The 18,950-nt window shown below is 34.9% G+C and carries 14 protein-coding genes and 1 tRNA gene; 4 read left to right on the top strand and 11 right to left on the bottom strand.

Annotated elements, in window-relative coordinates:
• Window positions 1-785 precede the first annotated feature (785 nt).
• Both BC008_RS30025 and BC008_RS30030 read right to left on the bottom strand, forming a co-directional pair.
• Complete coding sequence (locus tag BC008_RS30025) at window positions 786-2,183, bottom strand: hybrid sensor histidine kinase/response regulator (protein WP_036265040.1); 1,398 nt, start codon at window positions 2,181-2,183, stop codon at window positions 786-788.
• A gap of 71 nt (window positions 2,184-2,254) precedes the next feature.
• Complete coding sequence (locus BC008_RS30030) at window positions 2,255-4,498, bottom strand: ATP-binding response regulator (RefSeq protein WP_058184140.1); 2,244 nt, start codon at window positions 4,496-4,498, stop codon at window positions 2,255-2,257.
• Window positions 4,499-5,014: 516 nt separating this feature from the next.
• Here BC008_RS30030 and BC008_RS30035 point away from each other — a divergent pair.
• On the top strand, window positions 5,015-5,290 hold the full coding sequence (locus BC008_RS30035; protein WP_027842346.1) for a hypothetical protein: 276 nt from the start codon (window positions 5,015-5,017) through the stop codon (window positions 5,288-5,290).
• Between the two features lie 69 nt (window positions 5,291-5,359).
• On the opposite strand, the gene BC008_RS30040 is transcribed toward BC008_RS30035, so the two are convergent.
• The 3 genes from BC008_RS30040 to BC008_RS30050 all read right to left on the bottom strand — a co-directional run bounded on the left by BC008_RS30040 (window position 5,360) and on the right by BC008_RS30050 (window position 8,472).
• A complete protein-coding gene (locus tag BC008_RS30040) occupies window positions 5,360-5,935 on the bottom strand; it encodes an ABC transporter permease (RefSeq protein ID WP_027842345.1) in 576 nt (191 codons plus the stop codon).
• Between the two features lie 227 nt (window positions 5,936-6,162).
• Complete coding sequence (locus tag BC008_RS30045; protein WP_027842344.1) at window positions 6,163-6,738, bottom strand: TIGR04376 family protein; 576 nt, start codon at window positions 6,736-6,738, stop codon at window positions 6,163-6,165.
• A gap of 858 nt (window positions 6,739-7,596) precedes the next feature.
• Window positions 7,597-8,472 carry a D-alanyl-D-alanine carboxypeptidase family protein gene (locus BC008_RS30050; protein ID WP_027842343.1) on the bottom strand — a complete coding sequence of 292 codons (876 nt, stop codon included), beginning with the start codon at window positions 8,470-8,472 and terminating at the stop codon, window positions 7,597-7,599.
• 531 nt (window positions 8,473-9,003) lie between these two features.
• Between BC008_RS30050 and mnmG the strand changes: the two genes are divergently transcribed.
• The 3 genes from mnmG (at window position 9,004) to BC008_RS30065 (ending at window position 13,364) form a co-directional block, all read left to right on the top strand.
• On the top strand, window positions 9,004-10,926 hold the full coding sequence (gene mnmG, locus BC008_RS30055; RefSeq protein WP_027842342.1) for a tRNA uridine-5-carboxymethylaminomethyl(34) synthesis enzyme MnmG: 1,923 nt from the start codon (window positions 9,004-9,006) through the stop codon (window positions 10,924-10,926).
• A 267-nt stretch (window positions 10,927-11,193) separates the two neighbouring features.
• Window positions 11,194-12,543 (top strand): hypothetical protein, encoded by a 1,350-nt coding sequence (locus BC008_RS30060; RefSeq protein WP_036265039.1) that lies wholly within the window; start codon window positions 11,194-11,196, stop codon window positions 12,541-12,543.
• A gap of 497 nt (window positions 12,544-13,040) precedes the next feature.
• Entirely contained in the window at window positions 13,041-13,364 is a 324-nt protein-coding gene (locus tag BC008_RS30065; protein WP_036265037.1) for a hypothetical protein, read from the top strand.
• 306 nt (window positions 13,365-13,670) lie between these two features.
• On the opposite strand, the gene BC008_RS30070 is transcribed toward BC008_RS30065, so the two are convergent.
• The 6 genes from BC008_RS30070 to BC008_RS52225 form a co-directional block, all read right to left on the bottom strand.
• On the bottom strand, window positions 13,671-13,985 hold the full coding sequence (locus tag BC008_RS30070) for a KGK domain-containing protein (protein WP_027842339.1): 315 nt from the start codon (window positions 13,983-13,985) through the stop codon (window positions 13,671-13,673).
• An 87-nt stretch (window positions 13,986-14,072) separates the two neighbouring features.
• Complete coding sequence (ccsB, locus tag BC008_RS30075; protein WP_027842338.1) at window positions 14,073-15,116, bottom strand: c-type cytochrome biogenesis protein CcsB; 1,044 nt, start codon at window positions 15,114-15,116, stop codon at window positions 14,073-14,075.
• 269 nt (window positions 15,117-15,385) lie between these two features.
• Complete coding sequence (locus tag BC008_RS30080) at window positions 15,386-17,152, bottom strand: DUF3352 domain-containing protein (RefSeq protein WP_027842337.1); 1,767 nt, start codon at window positions 17,150-17,152, stop codon at window positions 15,386-15,388.
• Between the two features lie 404 nt (window positions 17,153-17,556).
• Window positions 17,557-18,174 carry a chorismate lyase gene (locus BC008_RS30085; RefSeq protein WP_058184141.1) on the bottom strand — a complete coding sequence of 206 codons (618 nt, stop codon included), beginning with the start codon at window positions 18,172-18,174 and terminating at the stop codon, window positions 17,557-17,559.
• Between the two features lie 329 nt (window positions 18,175-18,503).
• Window positions 18,504-18,584, bottom strand: a tRNA-Leu gene (locus tag BC008_RS30090).
• Window positions 18,585-18,777: 193 nt separating this feature from the next.
• Complete coding sequence (locus BC008_RS52225; RefSeq protein ID WP_268768255.1) at window positions 18,778-18,906, bottom strand: hypothetical protein; 129 nt, start codon at window positions 18,904-18,906, stop codon at window positions 18,778-18,780.
• Between the last annotated feature and the right edge of the window lie 44 nt (window positions 18,907-18,950).

Here is an 18,950-nt window from a genome sequence, read left to right on the forward strand (position 1 = left end):
TGAGCAATAAGGGGTAGAAACAGGAAGATAATACTTGGACAAAAATGGATAATAATGGATCTTTTGTCCAATTATTATAGAACTGATAAGAGATAAGAAATTAGGAATCAAGGATAGTAATCAAGATATTTATTATTTCAGTCTTTAAAGACTAAATCCTAAATTCCTATTTTCCATCCCTGAGTCGCTAATCCCTATTTGATGGGATATTTTATTTTTTGAATTAGATTAGGTCATAAGATATAACAGGGCAACCATTGTAAGAGGTTTATTACTGCAAATTATCAATTTTATTGGTGGTGTTACAGATTTAGAGAAATAAGCTAGATAATCGAGTTTATTCTAATAGAATATCTTACCCGACTTAAGTTTATAGGGCAGTAGATACAACCCTGATATCGCGAGAAGCCATTTCTATTTGCCATTTAAATTGAGATGTAGATGCACAAGCCCGATCCTCCGTAAAACCACTTTGGTATGAGTAGGAATATTACTCGTTGCTATTTTTAAGCTAAAAATAAAGATTGTCAGCTAGGAAAAGTTAAGGAATAGGTAGTTTAACAATTTGCAATTTGGTGTTTGTAATAAATCAAAAATTATCACTATAATTATGATTTGAATATAAATTTATTTAGAGTTAAAAATAATAATCGAATATTATAATTATATAAAAAGTGGTAAAATTGATAGAAGGCTATTAATCGTATTTATGGCTATTTGACTTAGATATGATGAATTTTATTACTTTTATATATAGCTTTTGATAGTTGTTTCAATAAATGTTTTCAATAAACATGTATTAGTGGTATTTTAATTACAAAATTAATACCCACACTATCGCAAATAATGTATTCCAAACTACCACAATGATTTTCTACTATTAATTCTCTACTAATAGAAAATCCCAGATGATTTCGTTCTTCTTTAAAGGCATTAGTAAAGTTTTGTTTGATTTCATCAATTGGTGAATCGTGCAAGGTGAAAGCATTATTTTCAATTCTGATAATGATATTTTCTTTGTCTAAATCGGTAATTATTTTTAGTTGTAGATTTAATAGCTGTGCTAATGTATCGCTACCAGGAACTATTTTATGTTCTGATAAATTATGGTTATAGATGTATGATTTTTCCAAACTATCAATTAAATAATTTAGTAAATACATAAACACTTGATTTAACTGTCCTGGATAACATCCAACTTTTGGTAAGTTACCGTACTGTTTAATTACTTTAATCGGAGGACGTTTTGTTTGTGCCTTGATTCTATACTGTAAAATCATCAAGGTAGTCTCAATCCCTTCATGAATATCAATATATTTTTTTTCTACCCCATCCGCACGAGAAAAATTTTGTAAGGATTGTATTATCCCACGGATATTATCAGTCCCTAGTTTCATTGATGAAAGTAGTTTTGGTAAATCTTGTAAAATATGTGGCAAATCCATACTATCGATTTTTTCTGAAATCTCTATACTAAAATCAGGAAATTTATGTTGATAGATTTTTACTAGATCGATTAAATCTTGAATATACTGGTTGGCATAATATAAATTAGTAGAAATTAAACCAACTGGATTATTAACTTCATGAGATACTCCAGCCACAATTTGACCTAAAGCGGAAGTTTTTTCGCTTTGAATAAGTTTTAATTGAGTTTGTTTGAGTTCTTCTAATGTTTGGGAAAGTTCTGCTGTTCTTTCTTTAACTCTATCTTCTAATTGTTGTTTTTGTAGGGTTAATTCTAGGTTTAAATATCGTAGTTTTAAGTGTAACTTTACTCGGGCTAATACTTCTTCTTGTTGAAAAGGTTTAGTGATATAGTCTACAGCACCTAGTGTTAAACCCTTGAGTTTTTCTTCTGCTTCAGTTAGAGCTGTAATAAAAATAATTGGAATATCTTTAGTTGCTGGATTTGCTTGAAGTTGACGACAAGTTTCAAAACCATCTATTTTAGGCATCATTACATCTAAAAGTATTAGGTCGGGTGGATTTTGATTTACTTGTTCTATCCCACTCAAACCATCCATTTCTACAAGTACTTCATAGCCTGCATAACTCAATGTTTCGTATAAAACTTCTAAGTTTGTTGGACTGTCATCAATTACTAATATAGTCTTTAAATGATTGTGATTCTCATTTTTAATTTGAGATGGATTATTGATATTTTCAGTTTCAAATTCCATATATTCTATGTTCTCCAAATATCATACTAAATTTAAAATAATATCCAAAATTATTCGAAGCGCTTAAAATACTATTCCTGAATATTTTCTTTCAGAAAACTACGGATATTTTTGATGTTAAAGTCTTTCAATAGTGAGTTAAGATGATTTACAAAGTCTTGATATTCACTATTAATATCTGCTATTTTTTCTAACTCCTCAATGATTCCTTTGATTTGTCCTTTTTTTGCATAATCTAAAAGCATAACTAGTTCTGATGATGAGGGAAAAATGATTGATTCTTGTTGTTTTTGATTTGGATGTATTTCTAAAAAGTTATCTGAGTCGGCATATTTCCAATTAATATCTAACTCTCTTTCAATTAATCTATATAGTTCTTCATCCTGTATTGGTTTAATCAGAAAATACTTTACTTCTAAGGAATTGATTTTCTCTTTACTTTGATCTGAAATACTTGTAGAAGTTAAGATAAATGGTATATCTTTCAAGTTTTGATGGCTATCCACATAGCAAAGCATTTCCCAACCATCTAAAATGGGCATGTATATATCAGAAATGATTAGGTCGGGCTGATACTCCTTGGCTTTTTCTAATCCTTCTTTACCATTTTTAGCTTCGATCAGATCGAATCCAAGTGGTTCTAAAATATTTACAATTAAAAGACGATGTTCCCAAAGGTCATCAACAATAAGAATTTTTTTTTGTTCTCCAGAATAGCCAATAATTTTTCTATTTTTAATATGTATATTTTTTTCTTTATAACTTTCAACAACAGGACATTTAATTTCAAATATAAAACTGCTACCTTTACCTAATTCACTATCTACTTCTATATAACTTTCCATAAGCTCAATCATTTTTTGGCTGATTGATAATCCTAATCCGGTACCATCTTTATAATTTTTAGAATCTACTACTTTTTCAAAGGGTAAAAAAATTTTTTCTAAATCAGCTTCATTAATTCCGACTCCAGTATCTCGAACCACAAATTTAATTTTTATTTCAGAATCTGTAAGATGACTAATTATGACTTTAAATGTGATACTTCCTTGATCGGTAAATTTCAGAGCATTACCAAGTAAATTAATAATTACTCTCCGTAATTTCTGCCTATCTGTAGCTATTACTGATGGTAAATTATCTGGTATCTCATATATAAATAGGATATCTTTTTGTTGAGCCTGAATTCTATATATATCTATAATTTCTTCTAGGAAATATCGTAATTTAAAATCTGAAATTTTCAGGTCAATCGCATTTAAATCTATTTTAGAAAATTCTATAATATCATTAATTAATGTTAGTAAATGCTCGGCACATTTATGAATTACTTTAATCCCTCTTTCTTCTTTCTGTGTAATATTTGAAGAGTTATGAAGAACTTGAGTGTATCCTAGGATACCATTTAGAGGTGTAAGAAGTTCGTGACTGATATTTGCCATAAATCTTCTTTTTACTTGATTGGCTACATCGCATGCTTTTTCAGCTTCTTGATTAGTTATAACCAAATTTTTCATTTTAATAACTATTTGATTGAGGTAATAAGTAATATCCCCGAACTCATCCTGACTTGTAGTAGACAATTCCACTGTAAAATTCGAATTTTCTGCAATTTCTCTAACAAAAAGTTTGATTTTATTTAAGGGATAAATAATTATTTTTGCTGCGGAATATGTTAATAGATAAGTAGTGATTATGGTTAAGCAAATTCCGATCAAAATTATTATAAATCTTGAAAATTCAGCCTTTATTAACTCAACTGCTGCTTTCTCTTCTTTTTTCTCGGCTATGTTAATTATTAATCCTAATTCATCCGCTAAATATAATAATTTTTTATTTGTTTTGCTTGCTGAAAAATCAGCTAATTCTTTTTGTACTTGGGGAAGTGTATTAGGTTTAGATTTTAAAGGCTCAATCTGATTTAATGTAGTATCTAAATTTTGAGATAACTTTTTGATCGTATCCCTATATTGAGTTAGTAATTCTTTAACTTCTGGGATAGAAAAATAACTTGGGGAATTATTGAATTTTTCTAAAAATGATGTGACTTTCGTGTGACTCTTAATAGCGACAACTTTTGCTTTATGGAGATTCTCTGTTTTTTGGCTAGAAGAAGAAAATCCTGTAATACTTTGGATTTCAAAAGCTGTGTGCCTTAATTTATTTAGTAAACGATGTTCTTGAGTAATTTTTATTTTTTGTTGTTTGGCACGATAATAATAATAGTCACCAATTGCGAAACTAGTAGTACTTCCCAAGACAGCAATACCAATGATAAATATATAAACAGATTTAATTTTTTGACTCAAACTCATATTGTTGCTTACTTGGGTTATCCTCACAAAAGCATTTGACCATGAGGAGACGAATTTGATAAAAACAGCTTTCTCCTCGGAGGAATTACTTGTATAGGTTGGATGCTTGGGGTTGGGATAACTCATTCTGCTTTAAAATAAATGCATACAAGAATGGGTGATTCTACTAATTACATTTTTCCCAAATTAGTAAGCAGAATTCATATCAACCTTAGAAGGTTGTGAAAATATTGATTAATTGATAAGTATTTGTAATTATTCTTTGAATAATGATTTTCCCATCTCTATCCACAGAAGATTACCTACAAGAATCTCTCCTGCTCTTCCCACCCTTCCCTTTATCAATCAATTAAGAACCTTCTACCGGAATAGGAATAACGGGTGATTTAGATTTACTCAAAGTCTTTCTGGCACAATGAAATTAGTATTTTGTAATTGTCGATATAGCAAGCATCAATTAATATGCAACCTATTTACGCTATAAGTAAAGAGATTTGAACCTGAGGAGTTAGATTTATGAGGGTTTGGCTTGCTTGCTTTTTTGTCTTGTTTGCTTTAGCAGAATTCTTTGACTGGGTGAAAGAATTATCTTTACCACTACCGATTTATATTTTAGGTGGAGCATTTTTAGCAGTTGCTTCCAATTACAACAGATTAGTTGCTCCGTATTTGAGTAATTCAAGCGATACAGCACTTGAAGGATCGTCAGAACAGTTGCAGCTTGAAGCATTAGAGCGAGAAAAGTCTAACGTAAATGAAGCTGTTTCTTCCCAGTTGGAAGGTTCTCAGTAAATTAAAAAATAAATTGCAGCAATAAATGAAGCCTTGACTATAAGAAATCACTAGAAGTTTAATCTATTCTTATTCATCAACTTCTTTGGGTTTTGGTAGAAGCTTTGAGACGAGAAATGCTGTTAGCTCCAAGATTTGGTCTAGCAAAAAGCCGATGGTACCAATATAGGCGATCGCTTCAATAATATAGTTAATATTGCCATTATTGTAAGCATCCCATAACAAAAAGCCTACACCACTACCACCAGTTAGCATTTCTGTTGCGATTACTGCAAACCAAGCAACCCAAACACCCTGTCTTAAGGCATAAAATATATATTCGATCGCCAGTTGTAAATTATTACCGCGATTGCGAAAAGCTTGTACGCCTGCTGCTGTTTGAACGATAATTGTCCACAAAGAACCAACGAATACCACAACAATTGATGCGGGTTCTGGTTGTCTGAGGAGAATTAGAGCTAAAGGTAGAAAAGCGATGGGAGTTACACTATGGGGAATTTGGAATAGTCGCTTACATATTTGATAAATCAGACGGTTAATACCAACCAAAATCCCGATCGCAATACCAAATGCAGCAGCAGGTGTATATCCCACAAACAAAAGTTGCAGGCTATTTAAAATATCTAAAAATATATTTGTTCCCATGTCCGAAGCTCTTAAGGACTTGCTTACCGATTGAAGGGACACTCAAACTTGGTAATACGCACTTAATAATAAACGCAAAACCGTTTGAGATAATGTATCGGTTGCGAACATAATCACTGTAAAAGTAGATAAAAATTATATGAATAATCTTTTCTGTGGTGGGAATAAGAGATTGGGGATTGGGTATTGGGTATTGGGATTAATGGAGAAATGATCAATAAAAACTCTTATTTTCCTTTCTTACGCTTCATCTGTTCTAACTCATCTTCTATTTCCCAATTACGGAATTTATCTTCGAGTTCGTCATATCCAGAAAAATTATTGTTGCTTGAATTCCACCAACCAGTAGTTTCAAAACGCTGCTGTGATTGAGTTGCAGAGCGTTGAGCTTGTGCTTGGGATGCTTTTGTTTGTACTTCCTGTCGTCGTTGTTGTACTTTACGCAGTAGATCTTTTGCTTGGGTTATACGTTCTTTAATACCTTGCATGTGTCCCCAAAGCTGATTTCCTTGACGTAACAATGCTGCTTCTCTTTGTTGTGCTGCACCTAGCAAGTCTACTCTACCTGCTGCTTTAGCTTTTGCAATTCGAGTATGCCATTTTTGAATTTCTTGAGCGGTTGCGAGAATATCATCTTGCGATCGCTTTTCTTGTAATTGCAAGTCTGCAATTAATTTTAAAGTGTCTTCTTCTTGCTTACGTAGCTGTTCTAGCAGCGCTTCTAATTCCAAATGGGGGTTATTACGCAAGAATTCTTCTAAACGGTTTTCTAAAAATTGACTTAAATCATCAAATAAACCCACTACTACCACTCCAGACATAGATTTATTCTAAGTCTAGTCAGTAATTAGTTAATTTAACAACTCCTCAGGGCTAATTTATTCTATTTATATCTAAAATAAAAATTGTAACTTATAGCACATAATACAAGTTGTAATTATAATTCGAATAAAATATTTGCTCCAAAACAACTGATAGATATAAATATATCTAATTAATTAATGATAATGCTGTGTATCTGATTATTTAACTGATTTTTTAAATTATATAAAATTACGATTCAAATTATAATAACCTTGAGTAATATTCAATTTTCAATTCAAGCATGTGATTTTTTTGTGATGATTAGTGCAATTTAACTATCAACTTTTAGCAGCTTTTTCTTCAGTCTATCTGCACTGATAGAAACAGAGCTTACTAGTGTTTCCAAAGTATTAGCTTCACCAAAATATGATATGCAATTAAAGCTTCGTTATAGAAAATTGAGCAAACAAAAAGGAGAAGCTGAATATGTCTTTACAGATAATGGTAATGATAAGATTATCTTAGACATTCCAGAATAAAATTTCTTAAATACGAACTAGATAAAACTATAACAGTTTCTGGGGTCACAAACATAAAATTAGATGAAGAAGATAAAAAGAAATAAGATACTGTGGATCCGACTCCAGAATTGTTAGAGATAGAGGTAAAAGAAATTAAGGTAATTTCAGATGTTAATCAGAGCTAGTGAAATAATCATAAATTCTCATTGATAAAAATATTTAGACTTGTCTTTAAGTTAGGAGAAAAGAGTAATAAGTATGCTATTTAGTTCTACTTATTACTCGTTACTTCTTGATTGATAAACTTATACTGTTTGAGGTAATTGTTCGAGGTAATTACAATGGTGTTAACCAATAATTCACGCCTCTAATAACTTTATTTTTAAATCCTAAAAGTGCTAATTCTTCTGGTGAATGACCAATATAAGTCCAGTGAGGAGTATCGTTTTTAACTGTACGATACCAACCATTTTGATTGAGGATTTTTTGCTGTGCTTGGTTTGTTACCCTCAGATCTACTGCTAGTCCCCACAGATGTTGCGAGCTTCCTGGTGGTGCTACAATACCAAGAATTTTGGTTTCTTTTCCTTGTCGTATTTTTTCAAGTGTGCGATCGTTTGCGTACTTCCTCCATAATCGCAGGGTTGTACTAAAACTACGAGTGCAATTAATTTGACCATACCTGGACATCAGGGGAATTTTGATTTGAGTGCGGGCTCTATTTAGTGCATCTGCTGCTGGTTTTTGTAAATAACAATTGTGCGTACCGTTAACTTTTCCCATATTTAATGTTGCTTGAAACTCTTTGGTTTCTTTCTCGTTCGCAAATATTATTTTTTCTGGAAGTTTGATTCCTGGTTGACGATTGATATATGCCGCCCCATAGGATCTGAGTAAAATATATTCTAAACTTTCAGGTTGGGGAAGTGTTTGTAAGTTTTCTGAAACAATCGTTAAAAAACGCTTTTGGTAAATAAAACTTAAAAGGGAACTAGAAGTAGTTGTAATTGATTTTATTGTTTTTTGTGAAGTATTCTTACAGGGTAATTTTCCAGGTAATTTATGGGTAGATAAATTTGTATTTGAACAATTTTCTAATATCTGAATATTATCATTTGCTTTGATCGAGCTTGTATTATGCAAAGCAAAATAACAAATAACTACGAGAGTAATTACTGGTAACATGGTAGTCTGCCACACTGGTATTTTCATGTTTGCTTTTTAAACCTGATTGTCAAACCCTGAGTACTAAATATTGAATTGTAAAGTTTGTATTAGAAAGCTTTAATTAGAAAGGTTGAACTAGAAAGCTTTACTTTGCAAATCTGAACCTTAAATTTTCAAGATTAAATAACTGCTTAAATATCGAATATTTCATATTAAATTTTTAGTCATAAATCTTGGTTAATGCTGAGAATAAAAATAATAATCAAATCATTACAAATTATTTTTTGTAATTACATCTCAGCAGCGATTGTTGTGTAAGTCACAAATATCAAACTGCTTCTTACTTGATTTTAGTGTAAAAAATGAAACTTTAAAACCAGGTATTCCATAAGGATGAATGAGAAAAACCCATGCCTTAAATTCCTTAATGACAGTAAAATTTTTCTCTAATATTCTTGATTCCAAAATGCTTATAGGTAAGAGTGGCAAAATTTATCTATTACAAATGTCCTATTACTAATTACCGTATAAGTTAAGATTTAGAAATAAATCTTCAGCCTGCCAAATTATTGAATTATGACCATGCACAATTGTGTTGAATTCCAAGACGCTTTTGATGTCATTGTTGTCGGTGCAGGTCACTCCGGTTGTGAAGCAGCTTTGGCTACAGCACGCTTAGGATGTCGAACCCTGCTGTTGACACTCAACTTGGATAAAATTGCTTGGCAACCTTGTAACCCTGCGGTGGGAGGTCCAGCAAAATCTCAGTTAACCCACGAGGTAGATGCTTTGGGTGGGGAAATTGGCAAAATGGCAGATAGAACATATCTGCAAAAGCGGATTCTAAATTCTTCGAGGGGACCCGCAGTTTGGGCTTTAAGGGCTCAGACTGATAAGCGGGAATACGCTGCAGTAATGAAAGAAATTGTGGAGAATCAAGAAAATTTGATGCTCCGCGAAAGCATGGTCACAGACTTAGTTTTGGATAGCAATGACCAAGTAATTGGCGTCCAAACTTACTTTGGCGTGGCGTTTGAGTGTAAAGCCGTCATCCTGACCACCGGTACTTTCCTAGGAGGAAAAATCTGGGTCGGGAATAAATCAATGACAGCCGGACGTGCGGGAGAATTCGCTGCAATTGGTTTAACTGAAACTCTCAACCGTTTGGGCTTTGAAACAGGACGTCTAAAAACGGGAACTCCAGCGAGAGTAGATAAACGTTCTGTAGATTACAGCAAAATGTCTTTGCAACCCGGTGATGAAGATGTTCGCTGGTTTAGTTTCGATCCCGAAGTTTGGCAAGAAAAAGAACAGTTACCTTGCTATATGACTCGTACTACAGCCGAAACCCATCGCTTAATTCGGGAAAATCTCCATCTTTCCCCAGTTTACGGTGGTTGGGTTGAAGCTAAAGGTCCCCGTTACTGTCCCAGTATTGAAGATAAGATTGTTCGTTTCGCGGATAAAGATAGTCACCAAATTTTTATTGAACCAGAAGGAAGACAAATTCCCGAATTGTATATTCAGGGATTTTCTACTGGTTTGCCAGAAAATCTTCAACTCCAAATGTTGCGCAGTCTTCCCGGCTTAGAAAACTGCGTCATGCTTCGTCCTGCTTACGCCGTAGAATACGATTATTTGCCTGCAACTCAGTGTTACCCAACCCTGATGACGAAAAAAATTGCTGGCTTATTTTGCGCCGGACAAATTAACGGTACTACTGGTTATGAAGAAGCTGCAGCCCAAGGTTTAGTTGCTGGGATTAATGCTGTTCGTTGGGTAAACTCCCAAGAAATGATTGTTTTTCCCCGAGAACAAAGTTATATCGGTACTTTAATAGACGATCTGTGTACGAAGGATCTGCGCGAACCTTATCGAATGCTCACCAGTCGTTCGGAATATCGTTTGCTCCTACGTTCTGATAATGCTGATACTCGCCTTACACCTTTGGGACGAGAAATTGGCTTAATTGATGATAGACGTTGGCAATTATTCAGCCAAAAACAAACAAATATTGCAGCGGAAAAAGAACGCTTAAATTCAACTCGCATCAAACAACACGACGATGTGGGTAAAGCGATCGTCGAAGCTACCAAACAAGCAATTAAAGGTTCTATAACTCTTGCAGATCTATTAAGACGTCCGGGATTTCATTACGCCAATCTCGAACATCATGGTTTGGGGGATCCCAAGCTCGAGCAAGCAGAAAAAGAAGGAGCAGAAATTGATATTAAATATTCCGGTTATCTAGCCAGACAGAAAAATCAAATCGAACAAATTTCTCGTCAGGCGAATCGACAATTACCTACTGATTTAGATTATGGAACAATCGAAACTCTTTCCAAAGAAGCAAGGGAAAAGCTGAATCAGGTGCAACCACTGACAATCGGTCAAGCATCTCGCATTGGTGGTGTTAATCCAGCTGATATCAACGCTTTGTTAATTTATTTAGAATTGCGTAAAACAAACACCCAGAAAGAGTTTTCAGCATTATCTTAAAAAACTTTTCATGAAGCTCGATTATAGTAGTAGGGAATACATCTAGAAGGTGGGTATGATAAATGACACATGTGACCTAAATTGCTACCACTGATTGTCATCTGTAATCGTTATTTTTCACTCTAAATACTTTGATTAGAGGATTTATAACGGTAAAGCCTGTCTAATCTAGATCCTAAACTTAAGAGAATAGGTTTAACGCCAGCTCCGTATTTCTATATAGAAAAGGAGAATATTGACTCTTAAAAGCTACTATATAAAATAGCCATGTTAAAATCAGCTAGTACTCATACAATTCTTTCAGATGCATCCGAGGAATTGATTGGTAACGAACCTTGGACAATAGATGTTTATGCCGATGGCTTAATGGATGAAATCTTCGCTGATGTTGAAGATATCCTAGAAGGTAAGAGGTTAGGATCGCAATTCAAGCAAAAATCACCAGTTAAGTCACGCCCAATTGTAAATCCCGAAATACCGGGACAAATCAAACCAATAAATTTACATCACCAACAAGCAGCAACAAAGACTGTTGTTAAATCCCCTCCTAGTGATTCGACAGTCAATAAGGCGAAAACTAGTAACGAGAAAAATAATCTATCGCCAAAATCTGGTCCTAGGTGGAAAAAGTTAATCTCAGTATCAGTCAGTCTTGCTTTAGCAACTGCTGGACTTACTTGGTTGATTTATTCTGGATTAGTTGATCGTATTTTTGCTCGGATATTTGCGGAAGAATTACACTTGGCTCAGATCGAACAGTCACTAACAGAAAAATCATTAACAGAAAAAATAGATCCGCAAATCGAACTTGTTAATTATATGCTGGGAGCGTTAGCAGCAATTGAACAAGGAGAACCTCAAGATACATCTTCCAGTAACGGGATGATGGCTAGCGTAACTGGAAATTTTCAAGGCTCTACCATTCAAAACTCTGCAATTCAAAGTTCAATCCCAATAGCGAGTGCAAATGCTGCAACTGGTAGCTTACCGCCAGTTCGTGCTGCTAATAATTTACAGCCAATGCCCAGCCGATCTACAAAAGTTGTAGAACGTATTTATATTCCTGTATATCAAGCGCCAGCTCCAATGCGTTATAAACCCCCATCTGTTGCTAGTGCTTCTCCAGGAAATTTACCACCGGTTAGAGAAGTAGCTCACAAGAGCTACTCAAAAACATCAAAATCTAATGCAGGGAAAGCTGCTAAAAATACTGTTCCAGCAGCAACGCTAACGTTAATGAAAACTGAGTTGAAACCTGTAGGAATGGGGAATAGACCAGTTGCTGTTGGAGTAGCACCTCAACCTAAACCGGTAATACCGCCAAAATTAACGGATGCAAAAGCACCTATAGAAAATAATCCATCAGTAAATACTGCATCAGTTCAGCATCAAGAAGTTGCATTTGCAGCCGCTAAACCTTCCCATGAGTTATTGGGAGTAATGGAATTGGGAGAAAAATCAGCCGCTTTGTTTAAAATCGAAGGTATTACTCGTCGGATCCATAAGGGAGAAAGTATTGGTTCTAGCGGTTGGACTTTAGTCGATGTTAGTAACAATGAAATTGTTGTCCGTCGTAATGGAGAAGTACGTTCGATTCAAACCGGACAAAAGATTTAAAGATTTAAAATTTAAGGTACCTCATAAGAGTTTAAGGATAAACTTTTTGGGCTCACTACTTGAATAGCTTTTAACTCTGGGAATCGTAAAATGGGAATTGCAAAATATTATCAGGTTATAAGCAAAAGCATCTACACATCTACAATTAATCTTTCCCAAACAATATTTCCAAAACAAATATCACTGAAAATTAAATACTGAAAATTGAATAAAGTATAAAAGCTCTAATGGGTGTTTGCAAAAACTTCATTCTCTCCCGGATGGAGTTTTTTCGGACTCTAATAAATAAATATTTTTTATTTCAGGAAAATTCAGTTTAGATATTGAATTCAATTATGAAAACAATTTGGAGCATGTGACTTAAAACCGTTTATTTTTCCCGTAATCAATTATTCCAACACTGTATCTTGATGTGAAAAGGGTTTTAAATAATCGATTTGTTGTATAAGTCACTTCCTGAGAGTATAATAAGTAACTTTTATTCAATAATTGACATCATGTTTACATATCAAAAAAAATGTACGATCGCCGTACTTGAAAGTCTACAAAAAATCAGGATTTTAGCTAAGAAGCTAAAAGACATAGGTTTTCCAATGAATCAGGTATACCTATTAGAACCCAGGGAAAAAGATGGTTTGGCAGTAATTTTAGATGATTTAAGTATTCCACAAAGCTGCATTCAGTTTTACATTGAAAGTCTGTTGAAGGGAGACGGCTTGTTAACTATTTATGCAACTCAAGATGAAATTAATCTTGCAAAACTAGCCCTTGAGGATAAAGAAATCGATAATTGGCAAGTTTACGACTATCTAAGAACTTAGTTTTACACCTGAAATTAAGGAAGATAAGATTTTTTAAGTATAAACACGTATGTTTAATTTTCTATGTATAAATAAAAGTATATTATTGAATATATAAATTAGAAGAGTTCTTAAATTATTTGCTTAGAAGGAGTTACTCACAAAATAAATAACAGAAAATGGAAAATAAGAATATTTCAGTAGTTATAGCGATCACAATATTGAACTAAAAATTGATGTCGCGAGTATTTGTTTGTAGTCAAAAGTAATGTTGGGAAGTTTGTTTGTAAATTAAGTCTAAATCTATTCAATTGGAATTATAAAGGATTAGGGATTAAATTCATCCATCTGTTGTTCTATCCCATCAAGTGGCGATAGTGATTTTGGTTCTTCTGGGCAAAATTCTAAACTAATCCTAATTCGACCTTTTTGCCATCCCGAACTACCTGGTCGAAGAACTTCAGCAACCTCTCCTTCCCCCAGAAACCATTTATCTCTCTGTTCATCAGTTAAGCTTATTTTGCGTTGTAAATTCCTTATACATTCATCAACTTTAAAAGTTTGATGCGACACCAAGATATTTATTCTTGGTTCAATAGATACAACATCTTCTTGTGACAGCGGCTCAAATTTATTATCCATTGATATTTCTCGCATTTATATCTATTAGCAGTAAATGTGAAACAATTCACTGTTTTAACTGCTAATAGATATAATTGTCAAAAAATATTAGAAAAACCAACCGTAGGAATGTAAGCCCTTACCTAGAAGATTGACACCGAGGTAGCAAATCCAAACAACTACAAAACCAGTTGCAGCAAGAATCGCCGGACGTCTTCCTTGCCAACCCCGAGTAATGCGAGCATGGAGATAAGCCGCAAATACCAACCAAGTAATTAAAGCCCATGTTTCTTTCGGATCCCAACTCCAGTAAGAACCCCAAGCTTCATTAGCCCATACGGCTCCAGCAATGATACCAATCGTCAATAGTGGGAAGCCTAATCCAATAATGCGATAGCTGGTATTATCAATGGTTTCAGCAAGACTTAGACGTTGAGGTGAAAGTGTTTCGGTTTCTTGGATTGGAGTTGCGACTACTGGTGCTTCCAAAACAGCTGTTCTTCCATTCGCTTCACCACCCGAACGAATCACACCATTATTTTCTGCTACATCTGTTTCTATTTGGGAAACTAATTCTCCTGCTTTATGCAAACGATAGTTATTTTGGCGATAACCCCCAGAACCAAAAGAACTACCTTGGAGTTGAATATTTTGACCCCTAGTTAGAACCAAAAAAGCGATCGCCAACAAAGAACCAACCATTAAAGCTGAATAACTCAGCATCATAATGCTGACGTGCATCATCAACCAATTTGATTTCAATGCTGGTACTAAGGGTTCTGCGACTTGCATTCCTGAAGGTAAGGTTAAAGCAGCAAAAGCAGTAATAGCCATTGTTACTGGTGCAGTAACCACCCCTACCAAGCGACTGCGACTTATATTTTCAGCAATTAAATGAATAGTTGTAATACCCCAAGTCAAAAAAAACAAAGATTCATATAAATTACTGAGTGGGAAATAGCCTGCTTCCAGCCACCTTGCTCCTAGTAAAGTCGCAATACACAAGTTTGCGATCGCCATTCCTGAAGTTCCTAATGCAGCTAAATATGGCACTTTGGGGAATGCTGCACCACTCCAATAAATCAGCATTGTCACAAACAGAACAGCAAAAGAAGCATTATCAAGCCAATTTTGTAATACAACTAAGTTCATTGAGTGTTCTTTCTCCGGTGGATTCCTAAAATATTTATATGACTGAAACGATCCTATCTGTTCTTGTGGTGTTCTAACTAATTTGATTGGAATTATATTTGGTAATTGGTAATTGAATTGGTAATTGGTAGTTTGTAATTGGTAACTCCTGACTCCTGTAGAGACGTAGCAGAGCCTTTGGCGTCGGCGTAGCCTCTGCTACGTCTCTACGACTCCTGACTTCTGACTTCTAACTTCTAACTCCTGACTCCTGACTCCTAAATTTCAATTTATTTTTTAGAATCTTTTAAACTTTCAGAAGTTTCTGGATTTGTAGTCGGAGCAGGTAAAGGTGCTGGTTTATCACCTTTTTTAATTGATATAAAAATATCGTAGCGCGTACTATGGCTATCGCTGAGTGCAGTTGTTACCCCAAGAGAACGAATAGCTTCTAACCAAACACTTTGATTGGGTAATAAACTCCCTACGGGGAAGTTCTTTGCTGCTTGTTCTAGATCTAAATAAAATTTTCCATTATGAGGATTTAGTTGGGAAGGAACAGCTTTTCTCCATGAAGGTTTACTAGTAAGAGAACTAGATGGTTTAGGAATAAATTTTTCGGTTAGGGGTGCACCCAAAGACAAAAAAGCAGTATCTCCATTTAACCAACCGTGGGTAGCAACTGCTGTACCTGCGGGTCCAAGCCAGTTTACAACTGGTTGATTCCTTACTTTTCCTGCTTTGACTTTAAACTGCAATTCACTATTAACTGTTGCATCAAGCTTTTTAAAAGCTGCTTCAGCTTTGGAGCGATCGCTTGCTTGAACCATAAATACAAAAGCTGCTCGAAAATCTTGATTCAAAGTATCTTCTTTGGTCTGAGTTGGAATTACTGATAGTGAGAATTCACCTTTCATCCAACTGAGTACATCTCGTTCTAAATCTAGTTTTGTTAATGATTTAAAACCTTTTTTTAATTCTTCAGGTTTTACGGGCGAAAACGGATTTGCTTTAGAGGTTGAAACATAATTGAACCAAGAACGCTGTAAATTTCCCCCTGAAACCATCAAGATAGTATCTGCAGGTAAACGCTTTTCCATTTTCCCTGCATTATTCTTTCCTTTTAACTCACGACGACCGTTTGGATTGAGCCAAGAAACTCCTTTGAAGTTAATTCCTTCCGATTCTAAAGTAATGCTTCCTGCTAAACCTTGATTATTTTTTAATTGAGTTAAAACTTGTGCTGGTAATTGACGTTTGGGAGAACTTGCTGCAATTTTGGCAGACAATGGAACATTAATATAAAATCGCGCAAAAGGATTATAAGTAGATATTTTGGGGAAGTTTTGGGTAAAACCTGCGGTTTTTTCTAAAGAATTATTTTCTGTATAAGCATCAATAGCTCTTTCCATTGCTTTTGGATGATCTGCAATTACCAGGAAACGTTGATCAATTGCTGCTGCTGCAAATTTTTCGCCATCATTCCCAGTTTTTTCTTTAATTTCAATTCCTTGATATGTCCTCTGATTCCATTTTCCTTTCCCTGGAGTTTTGGGTTGTGCCAAAATTTCCTGGGCTTTCAGTTGGTTTTTAATGGGGAGAACTAAGAGTAATGATTGTCCATTTACTGTGGTTTTGGAGGTTTCTGCTACTGGCTTAGGTGCTTTTTTACTGCCTTTAGGAGCCAAGACAGCAATTGTTAATTCATTACCAATCCAAGGATTAATATCTTTTTGATAATCATATCCATTACTACTTAAGAAGCGATCACGTAACTGTACTAAATTTTTATCCAGTTCTTTTTGGGTTTGCTTAGTACCAAACTCGCGTAGTTTATTCCACTGTCTTTCATCAGTACTTAAAGATACAGTCATTACCGCATCTCGAGGAATAATACTTACACCTACTGGTAAATCTCTACCCAATGGTTTTCCTTGAGTCAAAAACCAATATCCAGCAATTCCTCCACCAATCAATAACCCCGCAGTCCCTAAGGTCAAGGGTAAGGATGGTTTCTTTTTTTTATTCTTTGCAACAGGGATTACAGGCAGTGCCATCGAAACCAACACCTCATCATCGCGAAATAATAATTACTTTCCCTATCGGTAAAGTTAACCAAAACCTTTCCGTAAACTCTAGGGTCACTAATTACATTATTTTTATTCCTCAAAAATGATAATACTTTTGACAATCAACTGACTTTTTTTCGCAATATTTTTAATACACGAGTGAGTGTAGCGATCGCATTGATTACTCAAAAGTCAACTGTAAATAAGGAACAGAGATTCATGTAACTATTCTGCTTATGTATCTTTCCACAGCTTATATCTTTTTGCCACCACACAAAATTTGCACCTTAAAAGGGACGTTATAGCAAAATTCTAATTTTGGTTCTAGTTCCTAAGTTTCAAGTTTTAAGTTCTAATTTTTGTTCTAATTACTCAAAAACTATATTTTGTTCCTAGAGTGAATTTACCTGCGTTTCACCCAAGTATTTACTCAGGTAAGGTGAAAAAACTTCATAAATTAACGTCAATGGTTGTCCGTGATGCCAAAACAAATAGTGACGACCCCAAAACGGTCCACTACAGTCAAATCCAATTTCTAATGGGGCTGAATCTCCATAATAAATTCCCTGTACGTCTCGATATAATTCAGTACGCAAGCGCGCTAAACTTGCCCAAATTGGCAAAGACCTGTTTTGTAAATACTCATCCACATGAGATGCTTCCCACCAAGATGTTGCATAAGCTAATCGCTGACCAGAAGCCGTACGCAACCACACCTGACGTCGCAATCTAGGACCAGGTATTCTTTGGATTAATTCAGGAGCAGCATCCAAATTCATGCCGATGGGCGACATATCAATGACATCTACTTCCGTTGGTTCTCCCGTCAATAACTTTAAATGTCTGGTTGGAGAACCATCACCTAAAAGTAATAATTGCCAAGCAGGAGCTAACTGAGTGTGAGGTAAACCCTGCTGTATTACCTCCTCTCCCCCTTCCCAAATCGGACTGAGACGATGCCAACTCGTAGGTAATGTTAAGTTATTTGAATATTTGTAGGTTACAGTCAAAGCTCTTTTCTTAACAAAAATTTACTTACTTATATGAAAGCACAAAAAAAGCGATCAGGGGTTGGGGATCGGCGATTAATGTATATCTTTCAAGACTTATACTTATGGAGATGCTGCAATGTAAAGCCATCAGCAGAGACTCGTATCTACTAAATCTGTCCACATTTACCTGAGGATATTTATTTTAGGGTCTACCCCAAAACTTATCTAAAATTTAAAATTTAATTTTCAGGGAGCTATCCTGGGAAAGCTTTGGAGGAAAAATCTTTTACTCCGTTGATACAGCTATTTTGATTCCCTGAATAAAACACTCAAGTAAAAGTTAAAAATGCGGATGGCGAGACTCGAACTCGCAAGGCAAAGCCACACGCCCCTCAAACGTGCGCGTATACCAATTCCGCCACATCCGCTCTTGTTTGCTAGATATAGAATATAGCACATAAAAGCAAATATAGTAATCTAATATCTGAGTAAATTAAAAAAATAAGCAAAAAGTTTGGAGAATTTTCGCTTAGGGATATCTGAATAACAGAAAAATTGCAGTTTCACAAGTGATATTGACAAGGGGTGCGAACACCGTATAATTCACGGTGCTGTCGAGTCTCAGAGATGAGAAACTAACCGCCGACCATCGCAACCACAACTTGCATACTTATCTGGTGAAGACTCACCCCAAGCCCGAAGCCAACTCCTGTAAATACCGGGGAGCTTGCTTGGTATTCTCCCGCTCATAATAGAGAAGAGAATTTCAGTAAATCTGGACTAATGTAGAAGCT

The sequence above is a fragment of the Mastigocoleus testarum BC008 genome (assembly GCF_001456025.1).
GTDB lineage: Bacteria > Cyanobacteriota > Cyanobacteriia > Cyanobacteriales > Nostocaceae > Mastigocoleus > Mastigocoleus testarum.

What these genes read in the sequence shown, in the direction of transcription:
- BC008_RS30025 (WP_036265040.1), bottom strand. Translation starts at nt 2,183, where the DNA reads ATGGAATTTGAAACTGAAAATATCAATAATCCATCTCAAATTAAAAAT.
- BC008_RS30030 (WP_058184140.1), bottom strand. Translation starts at nt 4,498, where the DNA reads ATGAGTTTGAGTCAAAAAATTAAATCTGTTTATATATTTATCATTGGT.
- BC008_RS30035 (WP_027842346.1), top strand. Translation starts at nt 5,015, where the DNA reads ATGAGGGTTTGGCTTGCTTGCTTTTTTGTCTTGTTTGCTTTAGCAGAA.
- BC008_RS30040 (WP_027842345.1), bottom strand. Translation starts at nt 5,935, where the DNA reads ATGGGAACAAATATATTTTTAGATATTTTAAATAGCCTGCAACTTTTG.
- BC008_RS30050 (WP_027842343.1), bottom strand. Translation starts at nt 8,472, where the DNA reads ATGAAAATACCAGTGTGGCAGACTACCATGTTACCAGTAATTACTCTC.
- mnmG (WP_027842342.1), top strand. Translation starts at nt 9,004, where the DNA reads ATGACCATGCACAATTGTGTTGAATTCCAAGACGCTTTTGATGTCATT.
- BC008_RS30060 (WP_036265039.1), top strand. Translation starts at nt 11,194, where the DNA reads ATGTTAAAATCAGCTAGTACTCATACAATTCTTTCAGATGCATCCGAG.
- BC008_RS30065 (WP_036265037.1), top strand. Translation starts at nt 13,041, where the DNA reads ATGTTTACATATCAAAAAAAATGTACGATCGCCGTACTTGAAAGTCTA.
- BC008_RS30070 (WP_027842339.1), bottom strand. Translation starts at nt 13,985, where the DNA reads ATGGATAATAAATTTGAGCCGCTGTCACAAGAAGATGTTGTATCTATT.
- ccsB (WP_027842338.1), bottom strand. Translation starts at nt 15,116, where the DNA reads ATGAACTTAGTTGTATTACAAAATTGGCTTGATAATGCTTCTTTTGCT.
- BC008_RS30080 (WP_027842337.1), bottom strand. Translation starts at nt 17,152, where the DNA reads ATGGCACTGCCTGTAATCCCTGTTGCAAAGAATAAAAAAAAGAAACCA.
- BC008_RS52225 (WP_268768255.1), bottom strand. Translation starts at nt 18,906, where the DNA reads ATGAGCGGGAGAATACCAAGCAAGCTCCCCGGTATTTACAGGAGTTGG.